The organism is Uliginosibacterium sp. TH139, assembly GCF_002855595.1.
Lineage (GTDB): Bacteria > Pseudomonadota > Gammaproteobacteria > Burkholderiales > Rhodocyclaceae > Uliginosibacterium > Uliginosibacterium aquaticum.
The window spans coordinates 470,713-484,949 of sequence record NZ_PKRR01000004.1 but is presented as its reverse complement, the minus strand read 5'-3'; the positions used below and the strand labels follow the sequence as shown (position 1 = coordinate 484,949).

Annotated in this window: 17 protein-coding genes; 15 read left to right on the top strand and 2 right to left on the bottom strand. The window is 63.7% G+C overall.

Annotated features, from left to right (window positions below):
* Positions 1-18 precede the first annotated feature (18 nt).
* From C0V76_RS12075 to C0V76_RS12005, 15 genes are all read left to right on the top strand, one after another.
* Positions 19-1,242 carry a flagellar hook-length control protein FliK gene (locus tag C0V76_RS12075; protein WP_101942647.1) on the top strand — a complete coding sequence of 408 codons (1,224 nt, stop codon included), beginning with the start codon at positions 19-21 and terminating at the stop codon, positions 1,240-1,242.
* The gene (locus C0V76_RS12070) at positions 1,229-1,561 is read left to right on the top strand and encodes an EscU/YscU/HrcU family type III secretion system export apparatus switch protein (RefSeq protein WP_101942646.1); all 333 of its coding nucleotides are present in this window, start codon (positions 1,229-1,231) and stop codon (positions 1,559-1,561) included. The genes C0V76_RS12075 and C0V76_RS12070 overlap by 14 nt, the downstream gene beginning before the upstream one ends.
* Positions 1,562-1,591: 30 nt before the next feature.
* The gene (locus C0V76_RS12065) at positions 1,592-2,362 is read left to right on the top strand and encodes a flagellar brake protein (protein ID WP_101942645.1); all 771 of its coding nucleotides are present in this window, start codon (positions 1,592-1,594) and stop codon (positions 2,360-2,362) included.
* 11 nt (positions 2,363-2,373) lie between these two features.
* Positions 2,374-3,297 carry a cation diffusion facilitator family transporter gene (locus C0V76_RS12060; RefSeq protein WP_101942644.1) on the top strand — a complete coding sequence of 308 codons (924 nt, stop codon included), beginning with the start codon at positions 2,374-2,376 and terminating at the stop codon, positions 3,295-3,297.
* Between the two features lie 4 nt (positions 3,298-3,301).
* Positions 3,302-4,336 carry a quinone-dependent dihydroorotate dehydrogenase gene (locus C0V76_RS12055; RefSeq protein WP_101942643.1) on the top strand — a complete coding sequence of 345 codons (1,035 nt, stop codon included), beginning with the start codon at positions 3,302-3,304 and terminating at the stop codon, positions 4,334-4,336.
* Positions 4,337-4,520: 184 nt separating this feature from the next.
* Positions 4,521-5,102: an electron transport complex subunit RsxA gene (gene rsxA, locus C0V76_RS12050; RefSeq protein ID WP_101942642.1), complete on the top strand. Its 582-nt coding sequence runs from the start codon at positions 4,521-4,523 to the stop codon at positions 5,100-5,102.
* The gene (gene rsxB / locus C0V76_RS12045; RefSeq protein WP_101942641.1) at positions 5,102-5,665 is read left to right on the top strand and encodes an electron transport complex subunit RsxB; all 564 of its coding nucleotides are present in this window, start codon (positions 5,102-5,104) and stop codon (positions 5,663-5,665) included. The genes rsxA and rsxB overlap by 1 nt, the downstream gene beginning before the upstream one ends.
* The gene (gene rsxC / locus C0V76_RS12040) at positions 5,662-7,803 is read left to right on the top strand and encodes an electron transport complex subunit RsxC (RefSeq protein WP_101942640.1); all 2,142 of its coding nucleotides are present in this window, start codon (positions 5,662-5,664) and stop codon (positions 7,801-7,803) included. The genes rsxB and rsxC overlap by 4 nt, the downstream gene beginning before the upstream one ends.
* Positions 7,800-8,765: a Gfo/Idh/MocA family protein gene (locus C0V76_RS12035; protein ID WP_101942639.1), complete on the top strand. Its 966-nt coding sequence runs from the start codon at positions 7,800-7,802 to the stop codon at positions 8,763-8,765. Before rsxC ends, C0V76_RS12035 begins: the two co-directional genes overlap by 4 nt.
* A gap of 14 nt (positions 8,766-8,779) precedes the next feature.
* A complete protein-coding gene (locus C0V76_RS12030; RefSeq protein ID WP_101942638.1) occupies positions 8,780-9,793 on the top strand; it encodes an RnfABCDGE type electron transport complex subunit D in 1,014 nt (337 codons plus the stop codon).
* A 7-nt stretch (positions 9,794-9,800) separates the two neighbouring features.
* The gene (locus C0V76_RS12025; RefSeq protein WP_101942637.1) at positions 9,801-10,451 is read left to right on the top strand and encodes an RnfABCDGE type electron transport complex subunit G; all 651 of its coding nucleotides are present in this window, start codon (positions 9,801-9,803) and stop codon (positions 10,449-10,451) included.
* Positions 10,448-11,128 carry an electron transport complex subunit RsxE gene (gene rsxE / locus C0V76_RS12020; protein ID WP_101942636.1) on the top strand — a complete coding sequence of 227 codons (681 nt, stop codon included), beginning with the start codon at positions 10,448-10,450 and terminating at the stop codon, positions 11,126-11,128. The genes C0V76_RS12025 and rsxE overlap by 4 nt, the downstream gene beginning before the upstream one ends.
* A 20-nt stretch (positions 11,129-11,148) precedes the next feature.
* Positions 11,149-11,790 carry an endonuclease III gene (nth, locus tag C0V76_RS12015; RefSeq protein ID WP_101942796.1) on the top strand — a complete coding sequence of 214 codons (642 nt, stop codon included), beginning with the start codon at positions 11,149-11,151 and terminating at the stop codon, positions 11,788-11,790.
* A 5-nt stretch (positions 11,791-11,795) separates the two neighbouring features.
* Positions 11,796-12,227 (top strand): DUF1841 family protein, encoded by a 432-nt coding sequence (locus C0V76_RS12010; protein WP_101942635.1) that lies wholly within the window; start codon positions 11,796-11,798, stop codon positions 12,225-12,227.
* Positions 12,224-12,835: an HAD family hydrolase gene (locus C0V76_RS12005; protein ID WP_101942634.1), complete on the top strand. Its 612-nt coding sequence runs from the start codon at positions 12,224-12,226 to the stop codon at positions 12,833-12,835. The genes C0V76_RS12010 and C0V76_RS12005 overlap by 4 nt, the downstream gene beginning before the upstream one ends.
* 3 nt (positions 12,836-12,838) lie before the next feature.
* Here the strand turns inward: C0V76_RS12005 and C0V76_RS12000 are convergent, their stop codons facing one another.
* Both C0V76_RS12000 and C0V76_RS11995 read right to left on the bottom strand, forming a co-directional pair.
* A complete protein-coding gene (locus C0V76_RS12000) occupies positions 12,839-13,336 on the bottom strand; it encodes a hypothetical protein (RefSeq protein WP_101942633.1) in 498 nt (165 codons plus the stop codon).
* 19 nt (positions 13,337-13,355) lie between these two features.
* Positions 13,356-14,123 carry a hypothetical protein gene (locus tag C0V76_RS11995; protein ID WP_158239232.1) on the bottom strand — a complete coding sequence of 256 codons (768 nt, stop codon included), beginning with the start codon at positions 14,121-14,123 and terminating at the stop codon, positions 13,356-13,358.
* Between the last annotated feature and the right edge of the window lie 114 nt (positions 14,124-14,237).

Here is a 14,237-nt window from a genome sequence, read left to right as displayed (position 1 = left end):
GCAGGAGCGCAGTAGCCCATGATTCCCGGAGACCTGGCGTCCAGACTGCGCGTCCTGCTTGAAGCGAGTGTCCAACCCATCTCGGTAGCGCATGAAATCGCGCCCGATCTGCCGCGTCTGCAGCCAGGCCAGCGAATTACTGCGCTGATCGAAAGCCCCTTGCCCGATGGCAGCTTCCGCGCCGTCGTGGCGGGCAAGACCATCACCCTTGCGCTGCCCGAGTCTGCCAAGAGTGGCGACTCGCTGGAGTTGCTCGTCACCGGTCAGCGTGGCAGCACGGTTCATGCCCGTCTGGCACCGGCGACCGAAACGCCGCCCGCCGATGGCGACGAATTGCCGCGCACCGCATTAAGCAAAACCGGCCAGCTCATTTCTCAGCTGATCACCGGCCGCCATGGCGAAGCCCGCCCGCAAGCCCTCAACCGGGGCGAGCCCCTGCTACCGGCCACCCAGACGCCCCGTGCGGCCACCCTGGCCCCCGTCCTGCAGCAGGCGGTGAGTCAAAGCGGCGTTTTCTACGAAGCCCATCTGCGTCAATGGGTGGAAGGTAAGCGACCGCTCGCCAGCCTGCTCGCCGAGCCCCAGGCCGCAGGCATGCCCGAAAGCGAAGGGGGCGAAACGACCACCCGTGGTCTGTTGCCACGCACAGCCAGCAGTACCGCCGCCGCACCTACAGCCTCCCCCGCCAGCAGCGTAAGTAGCCCCGCTCAGACCTCCACCAATCCACAGGCACCGGCCGGTCTCGCCCAGGCGCTGAACTCCCAGACAACGCCTGACACCGAACGTGAGCGTGAAACCTCGGCTCTGCGTGTGGCTACCGGCACGACTGCCGCCAGTGCGACAGACAACACGGCTCCGGCACGCTCCGCCGATCCGCTTACACCCGTGATGCTGCAGCAACTCGAAGCCCTTGCCAGCAACCAGCTCAGCTGGCAAGGCCAGGCCTGGCCCGGCATGCAGCTCCAATGGTCGCTAGTCGATCCGGAAAGCGAATCGCCCCAGCGCGGCGAGGCCGACCAAGGCCAGGTCTGGCGCAGCAATCTGCGCGTCGATCTGCCTGCCCTCGGCGGCATCCAGGCACGCCTGCTGCTAGGCCCACAAGGCCTGAGCCTGCTGATCGATACCGATCGCGCCGATACCGCCGAAAAAATGCGCGCAGCACAACCGGCACTGCAGGCCGCACTCGAAGCCGCCGGACTGGATCCGCGCCACATCACAGTGAGCGAACATGTCAGCGCCTGATATCGCTCCGCGCGCCACGGCCGTCGCCCTCGCCTATCAGGAAGGTGAGGCTGCCCCGCGCGTAATCGCCAAAGGCAATGGCCTGATCGCCCAGCAGATCATCGATCGCGCCCGCGAAGCCGGTGTCTATGTGCATGAATCGCGCGAGCTCGTAGCGCTCCTGATGCAGGTAGATCTGGACGAGCGCATCCCGCCCAAGCTCTATGTAGCGGTCGCCGAACTGCTCGCCTGGCTCTACCGCCTTGAACAGGGACAAGCCCCGGAAGCCCCGCCACCACTGCCCGATGATATAGTCTCCCCCACGCCGGACGAGACCTGATTCCGGCCCTTCATTCCCGGAATCCACCGCATGCCCACTCCCGGTTCCGCATCCGCGCCAGACACCCGCCTCGAAATCCAGCAACCTGACGCGCACGCTCAGTACATCCTGCGCGACGCGCGCGAAATCGCCTATGTGCTGCGCCAGCTCGGCGCTCGCCGCGCTATCGTTACCGCCTGGTATGGCCACGCGGGGGATTTTCTGACTACCGGCGTCATTGATGTCGCAACGGACAATCGCAATCTAATCCTCGATCTCGGCCGTGACGAAGCTGCGATTGCCGGAGCCCTGGCCGCAGGCCGTCTGCTCTGCGCCACTCAACTCGACAAGGTCAAGATCCAGTTCCCCCTGGAGCGTCTGGAGCGCTGCACCCACGAAGGCTTCCCAGCCCTGCGCACACCACTGCCAGACATCCTCCTGCGTCTGCAGCGCCGCGAATACTACCGCCTCAGCGCCCCCTCGCTCGATTCACTGGCCTGCCAGATTCCGCTGCGCGATGGCCGCAAGATCCACGCCCGCATACTCGACATTTCAGGCGGTGGCCTAGCCATCGTCGCCCCCCCCGGCGGAGAGGATCTGCAGGTCGGCACGATCTTCGAGAACTGCCGCCTCGAACTGCCGGACAGCCCACCTCTCACCGTCAGCCTGCAGGTACGCAACGTATTTCGCATGAGCACCCGGGGCGGCAGCGAAGTGCTGCGAGCGGGCTGCCAGCTCGTGCATCTGCGCGCTGCCGAGGCCAACCTGATCCAGCGCTACATCCTCAAGACCGAGCGCGAGCGCAACCACTACCGGGCCTGACTCCCTCCTCCATGTCTGCTCCAGCCGCCGACAAGCCTGCGCCCGACGCCTTCCGCTATATCTACCTGTCGGTAGCCGCAGCCCTGGCCACCATCGTCCTGAAATTTCTCGCCTGGTGGCTATCCGGCTCGGTGAGCCTGCTCTCGGATGCGATGGAATCCTTCGTGAATCTGGCCGGAGCCGTGTTCGCGCTGGTGATGCTGAAAGTGGCTGCCGAACCGCCAGACGCAGGTCATCCCTGGGGCCACAGCAAAGCCGAGTATTTTTCGAGCGGTTTCGAAGGCGGCCTGATCTTCATCGCCGCTGCCGCCATCCTGTGGGCGGCCATCCCGCGCCTCTTCGCACCGCAGCCACTCGAATCGCTGGGCATCGGCCTGTGGTTCTCCGCCGCCAGCACCGCCATCAATTTCTTCACGGCACACACCCTCAAGCGCGCCGGTAAACGCCTCCACTCGATCGCCCTGGAAGCAGATTCGGCGCACCTGATGACCGACGTATGGACCTCGGTCGGCGTGGTCGCCGGCCTCATCGGAGTCATGCTTACCGGCTGGCTGTGGCTCGATGCGGTGATCGCCGTTCTGGTCGCCCTGCACATCCTCTCCGAGGGCGCCCGCCTGATGCAGGCTTCAGTCAGCGGTCTGATGGATCACGCCATGGATGAAGCCGAAATTGAGCAGATCCGCCAGATCCTGCGCTGCTACACCGCGCGCAATGTGCACTACCGCCATCTCCTTACGCGGCGGGCCGGCACACGCCGTTTCGCGCATGTCGACATCCTCGTGCCGGGCGACTGGTCAGTGGAGACTGCTCACACCCTGCTCGATGAAATCGAAGCCAGGATTGCCAGCGAAGTTCACGGCACCCAAACCACCACCCATCTCGAACCGGTATATTGCGCGCTTCACGCCGCCACCGGCGACCGCCGTCAGGATTGAACCGATGCTCTACGCCCTTGCCCGCCCCTTTCTCTTCTCGCTCGATCCGGAATGCGCCCACGATTTCTCGCTGTGGGGGATGCGCAACTTCGGCGGCTGGATGCCCAGCGCCAGCCTGGCCCAAGCCGAGTCGATCGAAGTGATGGGGATCCGTTTCCCGAACCGAGTCGGGCTGGCGGCCGGACTGGACAAGAATGGCGATGCCATCGACGCGCTGTCCTCCTTTGGCTTCGGGCATATTGAAATCGGCACCGTCACCCCGCGCGCCCAACCCGGCAACCCCAAGCCACGCATGTTCCGCATTCCCGAGCAGCGCGCCATCATCAACCGCATGGGCTTCAACAATGAAGGCGTGGACAACCTCATCGCCCACGTGAAGGCTGCCCGTTTCAAGGGAGTGCTGGGCATTTCCATCGGCAAGAATTTCGACACTCCGATCGAACACGCCGCGGACGACTACCTCGCCTGCCTCGACAAGGTCTATGGCCACGCCAGCTACATCGCGGCCAACATCTCCTCGCCCAATACCCAGAATTTGCGCCAGCTGCAGGGCGAATCCGAGCTCGACAGCCTGCTTGCTCGATTGAAGCAGCGCCAGACCGAGCTGGCCCAGAGCCACGGCCGCTACGTGCCGATCGCCCTGAAAATCGCACCTGACGTAGATGAAGCCCAGCTCACCAACATCGCCGACGCGCTGCGCCGTCACCGTATCGACGGCGTAATCGCCACCAACACCACACTGGCTCGTGAGGCCGTACAAGGGCTCGCCCATAGCAACGAAGCGGGTGGGCTGTCCGGCGCACCGCTGCGCGAGCGCAGCACCGAAGTGGTCCGCTCACTGGCGGCCAAACTGGCTGGCGAACTACCGATCATTGGTGTCGGCGGCATCACAGAAGGCGCTCATGCCCTCGAAAAACTGCAGGCTGGCGCGGCCCTGGTCCAGGTCTATACCGGCTTCATCTACGGCGGCCCCAAACTCATCGCAGACTGCGTGGAAAACACCTGCAAGTTCCAGCGCGACGCAGCTGAAACAGAGTAAATAAGAGCGCGGACTGCCTTCAGCGCCGGCCCGGCCGGTGCAGGCAGCACGCAGTCCGTGTTACACAGCCCTGCCATCCCAGGCGACGCCTATATGCCTCGCCTGCATACCCCTATAACACTCCTCTGCTTTGGATTCACCTGGCTCAGGCGGATAATCCCGGCCATTCTCCGGGCGAAAATTCATGGCTCACTACCTTTTCCTGATCATTGGCGCTGTGCTCGTCAACAACGTCGTGTTCGTGCGCATTCTCGGCCTGTGCCCGTTCATGGGCGTTTCCAAGAAGCTGGAAACTGCCATCGGCATGGGCGCGGCCACCACCTTCGTACTCACGCTGGCCTGCGGCAGCAGCTATCTGATCGAACATTACCTGCTGCTGCCCTTCGATGTTGGCTACCTGCGCACTCTAGCCTTCATCGTAATGATTGCCGCCATCGTGCAATTCACCGAGTTGGTGATCCAGAAGACCAGCCCTGATCTGCAACAGGTTCTGGGGATCTACCTGCCGCTGATCACGACCAACTGCGCCGTGCTGGGCATCCCGCTACTGTCGGTGAACTACCAGCACAACCTCATGGAAGCCCTGATTTTCGGCTTTGGCAGCGCCGCCGGTTTCACTCTGGCGCTGATCCTGTTTGCCGGTGTGCGTGAGCGCCTTGATGGCGCCGATGTACCCCAACACTTCAAGGGCACACCGATCGCGCTGGTCACCGCCGGGCTGATGAGCCTGGCCTTCATGGGCTTTGCCGGACTGGACAAGTTCTGATGCTGTCAGCTCTTCTCGTGATGGCGGGCCTCGCCATCCTCATCGGCGCCGTACTGGGCTTCGCAGCCCTGAAATTCAAGGTCGAAGGCGACCCGCTGGTCGAGAAAATCGACGCCATCCTGCCGCAGACGCAATGCGGTCAGTGCGGTTTCCCTGGCTGCAAACCCTATGCCACGGCGATCGCCAATGGCGAGGCAGACATCAACCAGTGCCCTCCAGGCGGCGATGATGGCATCCACAAGCTCGCCGACCTTCTGGGACGCGAATACAAACCGCTGAATGCCGAGAACGGCGCCGAAAAACCCAAGGCAGTGGCCTTCATTGATGAGCAGACCTGCATCGGCTGTACCTTGTGCCTGCAGGCCTGCCCGGTGGACGCGATCTCCGGTGCAGCCAAGCAGATGCATACCATCATCGCGCCGCTGTGCACCGGCTGCGAGTTGTGCATTGCCCCCTGCCCGGTCGACTGCATCACGATGGAACCGGTGAAGGAAACCGTAGACACCTGGAAGTGGCGCTACCCGGTCTTCCCGCTCAAGCAACAGGAAGGCCGTACCGCATGAACGCCCTGCGCAAACTCTTCAGCTTCAACGGCGGCGTAAAGCCCGCTACAAACAAGGCCGAATCCACCCGCGCGCCGATCGTGCCGCTGGCCGAGTTGCCGCTGCCCGCACAGTTCGTGGTGCCACTGCATCAGAGCGTCGGCGGCACACCGCTGCCGCTGGTGGCAACGGGCGAGCACGTGCTCAAGGGCCAACGCATCGGCGCGGCCGACGGTAACTTCTCGGCTGCCGTACATGCCCCCACCTCCGGCACCGTCGTGGCCGTTGAACCTCGCCTGATGGCCCACACCTCGGGGCTGTCGATGCTGTCAGTGGTCATCGAGCCGGACGGCAAGGACGAATGGATGGAGTGTGAGCCACTGCGCTGGAAGAGCTTCGGCGCTGATGAAGTACGCGACTGGCTGCGTGATGCAGGGGTGGTCGGCCTCGGTGGTGCGGTCTTCCCCAGCCACGTGAAATTGAATCCAGGCCGCAAGACGCCAATGAAGACCCTGGTGATCAACGGCGCCGAATGCGAGCCCTTCATCACCTGCGATGATCTCCTGATGCGCGAGCGCGCAGACAAAGTGCTGGCCGGCATCCTGATCATGCGCGAACTGCTCGGCGCGCCCGAGGTGCTGATCGGTATCGAGGACAACAAACCCGAAGCCGTTGCCGCCATGCAGGCCGCCTGCCAGGTGCATGGCGACGCCTCGATCCAGGCCATCGCCGTCCCAACACGCTATCCAGCCGGCGGCGCCAAGCAGCTCATTCGCGTGCTCACCGGTATTGAAGTGCCACACGGTCAGCGCTCCACCGATTACGGCGTGCAGTGTTTCAACGTTGGTACCGCCTACGCCATTCACGAAGCCATCGAACTGGGCCGCCCGCTGATTTCGCGCATCGTCACCGTCGCCGGCAACGTCGGCGCGCCGCGCAATTACGAAGTGCTCTTCGGCACGCCGATGGATCATCTGGTGCGCCAGGCCGGCTGGCAAGAGGATACCGACGCCTTCATCATGGGCGGCCCGATGATGGGCTTCCGCATGCCTGCCTTCGACGTACCGGTCGTCAAGGCCACCAACTGCGTGATCGCGGCCAGCCCCCGTCTGTTCGCACCGCCGCCGCCCGAGATGAACTGCATCCGCTGTGGCGAATGCGCCCGCGCCTGCCCCACCGATCTGCAGCCCTTCGAAATGTATTGGCACGCCCGCGCCAAGAATTTCGGCAAGGTGCAGGAATACAACCTGTTCGACTGCATCGAATGCGGCTGCTGTAGCTTCGTCTGCCCCTCGCACATCCCGCTGGTCGACTATTACCGTTTCGCCAAGACCGAGATCTGGGATCGCGAACGCAAGAAGGAGGCGGCCGACGAAGCCCGCGTGCGCTTCGAGGCACGCAATGAACGCATCGAGCGCGAGAAGCGCGAGAAGGCCGAGAAGCTGGCCGCCCGCACGGCCGCCAGCCGGGCCGCCGCCACAGTCTCGACCGAGACAGCAACTGCTGCGAATGAAGCTCCTCCTGCCAGCCCGGCAACGGACGACGCGAAGAAAGCTCTGATCGAAGCTGCACTCGCGCGTGCCAAGGCCAAGAAGGAAGCCGCCTCCAGCGGGGAAGCAGCTCCGGCAACAGACAAGCCCGCTAAGAAAGAGCTCTCCGCAGAGGAGAAGCAGGCGCTCGTCGACGCAGCCCTGGCCCGCGCCAAGGCAAAGAAGGATGCGGCAGCTGAAACCAGCACCCCCGCAGCGGCCGACGACAAGCAAGCGCTGATCGAGGCCGCGATTGCCCGTGCCAAGGAAAAAAAGGCAGCTCAGACGGCAGGCACGGAAATGTCTGCCGACAAGCCTGCCAAGAAGGAATTGTCAGCCGAGGAAAAGCAGGCTCTGGTTGATGCTGCACTGGCTAAAGCCAAGGCGAAAAAAGAGGCCGCCGCCGTAGCCGACCCCGCCTCTGCGACGGACACGCAGGCCGTGATCGACGCAGCCATCGCCCGTGCGAAGGAAAAGAAAGCGGCGCTGGCAGCGGGCACCGAGACTCCGCCCGACAAGCCGGCGAAGAAGGAATTGTCGGCCGAGGAAAAACAGGCCCTGATCGATGCCGCGCTGGAACGTGCCAAGGCAAAGAAGGCCGCTCAGGCGGCAGACAAGGAACAGTCATGAATCGCCAGATCCGCTGGGGCATCCTCGGCTACGCCCGCATTGCCCGTCTGCAGCTCATTCCGGCCATCCTCGCCTCCGGCAATGGACGGATCCAGGCCCTGGCCTCGCGCGATGAAAGCAAGCTGGCAGAAGCATGCGCACAAGTGCCAGAGCTGGTCAGCTACACGAGCTACAGCGAATTGCTGGCCGACCCACAGGTTGATGCGGTGTACATTCCGCTCCCCAACGCCCTGCACCGCCAATGGGTTGTTGCCGCACTGGATGCCGGCAAGCATGTACTGTGCGAGAAACCGCTGGCCCTCTCAGCCCGTGAAGCGCGTGAAATGCAGGCTGCGGCCGTCAGCAATGAACGCCTGCTGATGGAAGCCATCATGTATCGCTACACCGATCGCACGCGCCAGTTGCGTGCGGTGCTCGATTCCGGCGTACTAGGAGAGATCCGCCATGTGAATGCGAGCTTCCGCTTCCTGCTCGATCGCCCCGGCACCATCAAGATGGAGCCCGAACTGGGCGGTGGCGCGCTGTACGACGTCGGCGTATATCCGGTCAGTTTGCTGGGGCTGATTACCGATGGCGCCCTGCCGGTCAGGGTGCACGCTGAAGCTCAGTTCGACAATGGCGTGGACGTGAATGCCTCCGTGCTGCTGCGCTATGAATCGGGCCTCCTCGCCACGCTCCACTGCGGCTTCAATGCCTTTGGCCAGATGGGTGCCGAAATCATTGGCAGCAAAGGTCGCCTGATGGTGCCCGATCCGTTCCTTGGCGAGGCTGGTGAGCTCACCCTCGTCACAGCCCAGGGCAGCCGCAGCATCCCGGTCAGCGCCACGGATCGTTACACCGCACAAGTCCGTGACTTCGCCGCCGCCGTTCTGCAGCAGCGCTCGCCGCTGATTCCGCTGAAGGAATCCATCCGCAACCTGGAAGTGCTGGATCTGATCCGCGCCAGCCTGCAGGCCCACTAGGACGCCCTCCCCAGATGCTCAACAACTCTCCCTACGTCCGCAAGCCCGCCAGCGTCAGCCGCGTGATGCTCAAGGTACTGGCGGCGCTCGTGCCGGCAATAGCCGTCTATGTGTGGCAGTTCGGCCCGGCCATCCTGATCCAGCTCGCGCTCGCCAGTGCCACCGCACTGGTCTGTGAAGCCGCCATGCTGAAGCTTCGCGGCAAGCCGCTCGCACTCTACCTCACCGATCTTTCGGCCATCGTCACGGCCTGGCTGATCGCGCTGGCCTTCCCGCCGCTCGCCCCCTGGTGGTTGGTCGTCACCGGTACGGCCTTTGCCATCGTGGTTGCCAAGCACCTGTATGGCGGGCTGGGCCAGAACACGTTCAACCCGGCCATGGTGGCTTACTGCGTGATGATCGTGGCCTTTCCTTCGCTGATGAGCCAATGGCCGGGGGATCTGTCCATGCAGGCCGCTGCACTGGCCGAGCACGCGCAAGTTCTTCCCGACGGGGCCGCCATGGCGCTGGACGCGATCACCAGCGCTACGCCGCTGGACGCCTTGCGCACAGGCCTGCGCGCAGCCGGTGCCAGTGTTGCCAGCGTCAGCGCCGATCCGGCCAGCTTCGGCCAGGTCGCAGGACGCGGCTGGGAGTGGATCGCCCTGGCCTATCTGGCAGGCGGCCTGTTCCTGATTCAGCAGCGCGTGATTACCTGGCATATCCCGGTCGCCTTCATTGCCGGGCTGTCCGCCATTGCAGGTGCTTTCTGGCTGGCAGACAGCACACACTACGCCTCGCCGCTGTTCCACCTTGCAGCCGGCGGCTCGATGCTCGGCGCCTTCTTCATCTTCACCGACCCGGTATCGGCCTGCACCACGCCGCGCGGCAAGCTGATCTACGCGGCTGCGGCCGCACTGCTGGTGTATCTGATCCGCGTCTTCGGAGCCTACCCGGACGGCGTGGCCTTCGCCACCCTGCTGATGAATATCCTCGTCCCGCTGATCGACATGAAGACCCAGCCACCGGTCTTCGGCCACAAGAACTGAGCCTGCGATGGAACCCGTGATTCCCCAACCTACGCCTTTCGGGCTGTCACTGCGCACTGCGCTGACCATGCTGGCCTTCACCATCGTGTTCACCGCGCTGATGGCCGGCACCTATGAAGCCACCCAGAGCACCATTGCTGCCAGCGCTGAAGAGGCCAAGCTGCAATTGATCAATGAAGTGCTGCCACCCGCGAGTTACGACAACGCCCTGCTGCGTGATGAACTGAAGCTCGCTGCCGCACCCGAGTTGGGTCTGCCCAAGGGCGCCTCGGTGTGGCGCGCGCGCAAGGCCGGCCAGCCGGTGGCGCTGGTACTGGAAGCCGTCGCGCCGGATGGTTACGCGGGCAAGATCCGCCTGGTGATGGCCGTGATGCAAGATGGCAGCCTCGGCGGCGTGCGTGTGGTGGAGCATCACGAAACACCGGGCCTGGGCGACTACATCGACCCGAAGAAGGACAAAAACAAGGCGGCTCCCTGGATTGAGCAATTCAAGGCCCTCACTGGCCAAGCATGGAAAGTGAAGAAAGACGGCGGTGACATCGCCTATCGCACCGGCGCCACTATTTCAGCCCGAGCCGTCACCAACGCAGTGGCCCGCGTCGCCGCCTTCGCCCGCAGCGAACAAGCGCACCTGTACCAGCAAGGAGCCCAGCCATGAACAGCTACAACTACCGTGACATTTTCTGGAGCGGCCTGTGGCGCCAGAACGCTGGCCTGGCCCAGCTGCTCGGCCTGTGCCCGATCCTCGCGGTGTCGACCAGCGTGGTCAATGGCGTCAGTCTGGCCCTGGCCACCATTCTCGTGATGGCCGTCTCCAACGCCGTCGTCTCCGCCCTGCGTAATCTGATTCCGTATGAAATCCGCATCCCGGTGTTCATCCTGATCATCGCCGCACTGGTCACCGTGCTGGATCTAGCCATGAATGCATGGCTGCACGAGCTCTACGTGGTGTTAGGGATCTTTGTGCCGCTGATCACCACCAACTGCATCGTGCTAGCCCGCGTCGAAGCCTATGCTGCCAAGAACCCGGCCCTGCCTTCGGCTGTCGATGGCGCCGCGATGGGTGTCGGTTTGATGCTGGTACTGGCTGTGCTCGGCGGCATGCGCGAATTGATCGGCACCGGGCAGCTCTTCGCCGGCGTCGAAATGATCATTCCGGGAGCCCATGCCGTTCAGGTATTGCCTGCAGACTATCCTGGCTTCCTGTTCGCCATCCTGCCGCCCGGCGCCTTCATCGCCCTGGCCTGCCTGATTGCGGGCAAGAGCTGGTTGGAGGCACGCAACAAGGCGGCCCAGACCAGCACCGGTGCAGGCTGCGTGCCCGCCGCTCACTGAGGTCTGCCATGCCCCGGCTGATGAACAAGGCAGAGATTGGCGAGGCCTTTGCCCGCTGGCAAGCCGCCAATCCTCAGCCGGTCACCGAGCTGGAATATGCAACGCCCTTCCAGCTGCTGGTGGCCGTGGTGCTCTCGGCTCAGGCCACCGACAAGGGCGTGAATCTCGCCACCCGCCGCCTGTTCCCCGCCGCGCCCACGCCCGAAGCCATGGCCACACTCGGCGAGGCAGGCATTGCCGAGCACATCAAGACCATCGGCCTCTACCGCAACAAGGCCAAGAACGTCGCCCAACTCAGCCGCCAGTTACTGGAGCGTCACGCCGGCGAGGTACCGCGCTCGCGCGAAGCCCTCGAAGCCCTGCCCGGCGTCGGCCGCAAGACCGCCAACGTGGTGCTCAACGCCTTGTGGCGCGAACCGGTGATGGCGGTCGATACGCACATTTTCCGGGTCTGCAACCGCATGGGGCTGGCTCCGGGCAAGGATGTGCGCGCGGTAGAAGACGCTCTGATGCGGCGCATCCCGAAGCCATATCTGGTGGATGCCCACCACTGGCTGATCCTGCATGGGCGCTACGTGTGCACCGCGCGCAGCCCGAAATGCGGGCAATGCACGGTGCGCGACCTCTGCCAGAGCCCCGACAAGACAGATCGACCGGACTAAACATCATGTTCAATCCCAGCCGCGACCAGGTTCGCCAGTTCTTCATCGAAAGCTGGCGCAAGCACCGTGCAAAAGAAACCCTCAGCCAGATGGAGGACATCGCCGCCGAGCTCGTCTTCCAGCACCCGGAATACCACGCCCTGATCGAAAACCCGGACTCGGTCGACAAGGACTTCAGCCCCGAAGACGGGCAGGTCAATCCCTTCCTGCACCTCTCGCTGCATCTGGCCATTCACGAACAGCTCTCGATCGATCAGCCGCCGGGCATCCGAGGCGCCTATGACGCCTGCTTGCGCCGCCACGCTGACGATCGTCACGCCGCCCTGCACGAGGTGCTCGAAGCGCTCGGCGAGACCCTGTTCGAAGCCCAGCGCAGCGGCAAGCCGCTCGACGCGATGGCCTATGTGGAAAACGTGAAAAGACGGGCCGGCAAATGACACGTATCGACACCGTCGTTTTCGACCTCGGCAACGTGCTGATTCCTTGGGAGCCGCGCTGGCTGTTCCGCAAGCTGCTGCAGGATGAGGCCGAGATCGAGCGCTTCCTGCAGGACGTCGACTTCAACCGCTGGAACGCGATTCACGATGCAGGCCAGCCCTTCGCCGTCGGCATCGAATCCCACGGCGCACAGTTCCCACACTATCGCCATCTGTTGCAGGCCTATTTCGACCGCTGGGAAGAGTCGGTCGCTCCCGCCTTCGAGGAATCGGTGCGGCTCTTACGCGAGCTGAAGACCGCCGGTCTGCGCGTGCTGGCCCTGACCAATTTCTCGGCCGAGACCTTCCCGCGCGCGCGCCGGCTCTATGATTTCCTCGATGAATTCGAGGGCATCGTGGTCTCGGGCGATGAAGGCCTGATCAAGCCGGATGCGGCGATATACAAACTACTGTTTGAACGCTATAGCGTGAAACCCGAGCAGGCCGTCTTCATCGACGACAGCGTGGCCAATGTTGCCACCGCCCGCCAGCTCGGCATGCAGGCCATCCACTTCACGGAGCCAGGGCTGCTGCGCCAGCATCTGCGTGAGCTGAGTCTTCCCGTTTAAGGCTTACTCCCAGTAGACGCAATCGACGAAGACAGGTGTGCGCCCAGCAAGCCCCTCACCCACACACTGGAACACCGCGTTCACGCCGGGTTTGAGCAGCGTTGCGACCGCCTCGGCACTGCGGCTGGCGATGCGCCCACCGTCGCTGGCAAGCGGGTGGTGGGAAAACAGCTTCAACTGCAGCTGCTCTTCACCCGCTTCACCCATGCCGACCATTACGCGCCCCTTCTGTACCTGCACCGCAGTCACGGCCCCACTCAAGACTACGGCCTTATCTTCCAGCACTTCCTCGGCGTAATCCTCACGCTCCCGATAGAGGCCCAGCACCCGGCTCGCCGCGAATACCGGCAGATCCTTTACCGCGGGATGCCTGTTGAGCAGCTTGCACAGCACCCGGTCATCGAACAGTGCGCAGTCGTAATAGTCTTCGGCTGAGGCGGGATACGCAGCGCACGCCAGTGTCAGCAGCAGTAAGCATGTTATGACTCTTGAAGACTGCATCGTCAGCTCACCTCAGGGATCAGTGTTGAGTCGCGCGCCGGGCCTCCTGCCAGGCACGCACAGCCTCGGCTGAGTGCTGATTCACCAGCTCACGCGGGCCTTCCGGAAGTTCGGCCTGCAATCCGGCAAAGAGTTCCTCGGTCAGTTCCTGCTCCATGCCGCTGGCCGCGAGGCCGTGCTGCAGGCAGCGAATCTGGATCGAAGCCAGAGCATCCGCGACCAGACGCCAGCCAAGCGTCGGCATGGCGCGGGTCAAGGCCAGCAGCATGCCCCCCAGCAGGCTCACCAGAAGCTTGCCTTGCTCGCGGTTTTCCGCCGCGATCAAGGTATGCCACAGCGACAGGTGCAACTCGCGACGGAAGGCAATCTTGAACTCCAGCGCGGTTTCTTCCTTCTCGTAGAGGGTATCGAGAAAACGCTGGCAAGCGGCCTCTTCTTGCGGCGCCAGACTGTCCCGCAGATCGGCCAGCACAGCCGACACACCCGCCAGTGCAGGGGCGCCAAACGCCTTGCTGTAGGCCAGCCCCCATTGGTCGAGCCCCGCCAGCAGCATAGCCAGCCGCAGATGTGCAGCTTCCATCGGCGCCATGCGCGACCACTCGCGCAGATGGCTAGCGAGCTTCGCCAGTGCCTCTTCCAGCTGCTTGCTCTCACCACCTCCCGCAGACAAACGCAGTGCGGCTGCAAAGGCTTCGTGGACAAGGCGTGCGGCCTGCAGCTGCACATCGCGGGCAGCAAGTTCTTCAAAAGGATCGGCAGGCAGTTCGAAACTGGAATCAACGGACATGAGGCACCCGGAAGGATTGGGGGAAAGCCCGCCATTTTGCCCCAAAGCATCCCCACCCGCGAAACCTGGCGGCGAGCCGCCCGAAGAGTCTATTTGCGCCCGCGTGGAATCGGC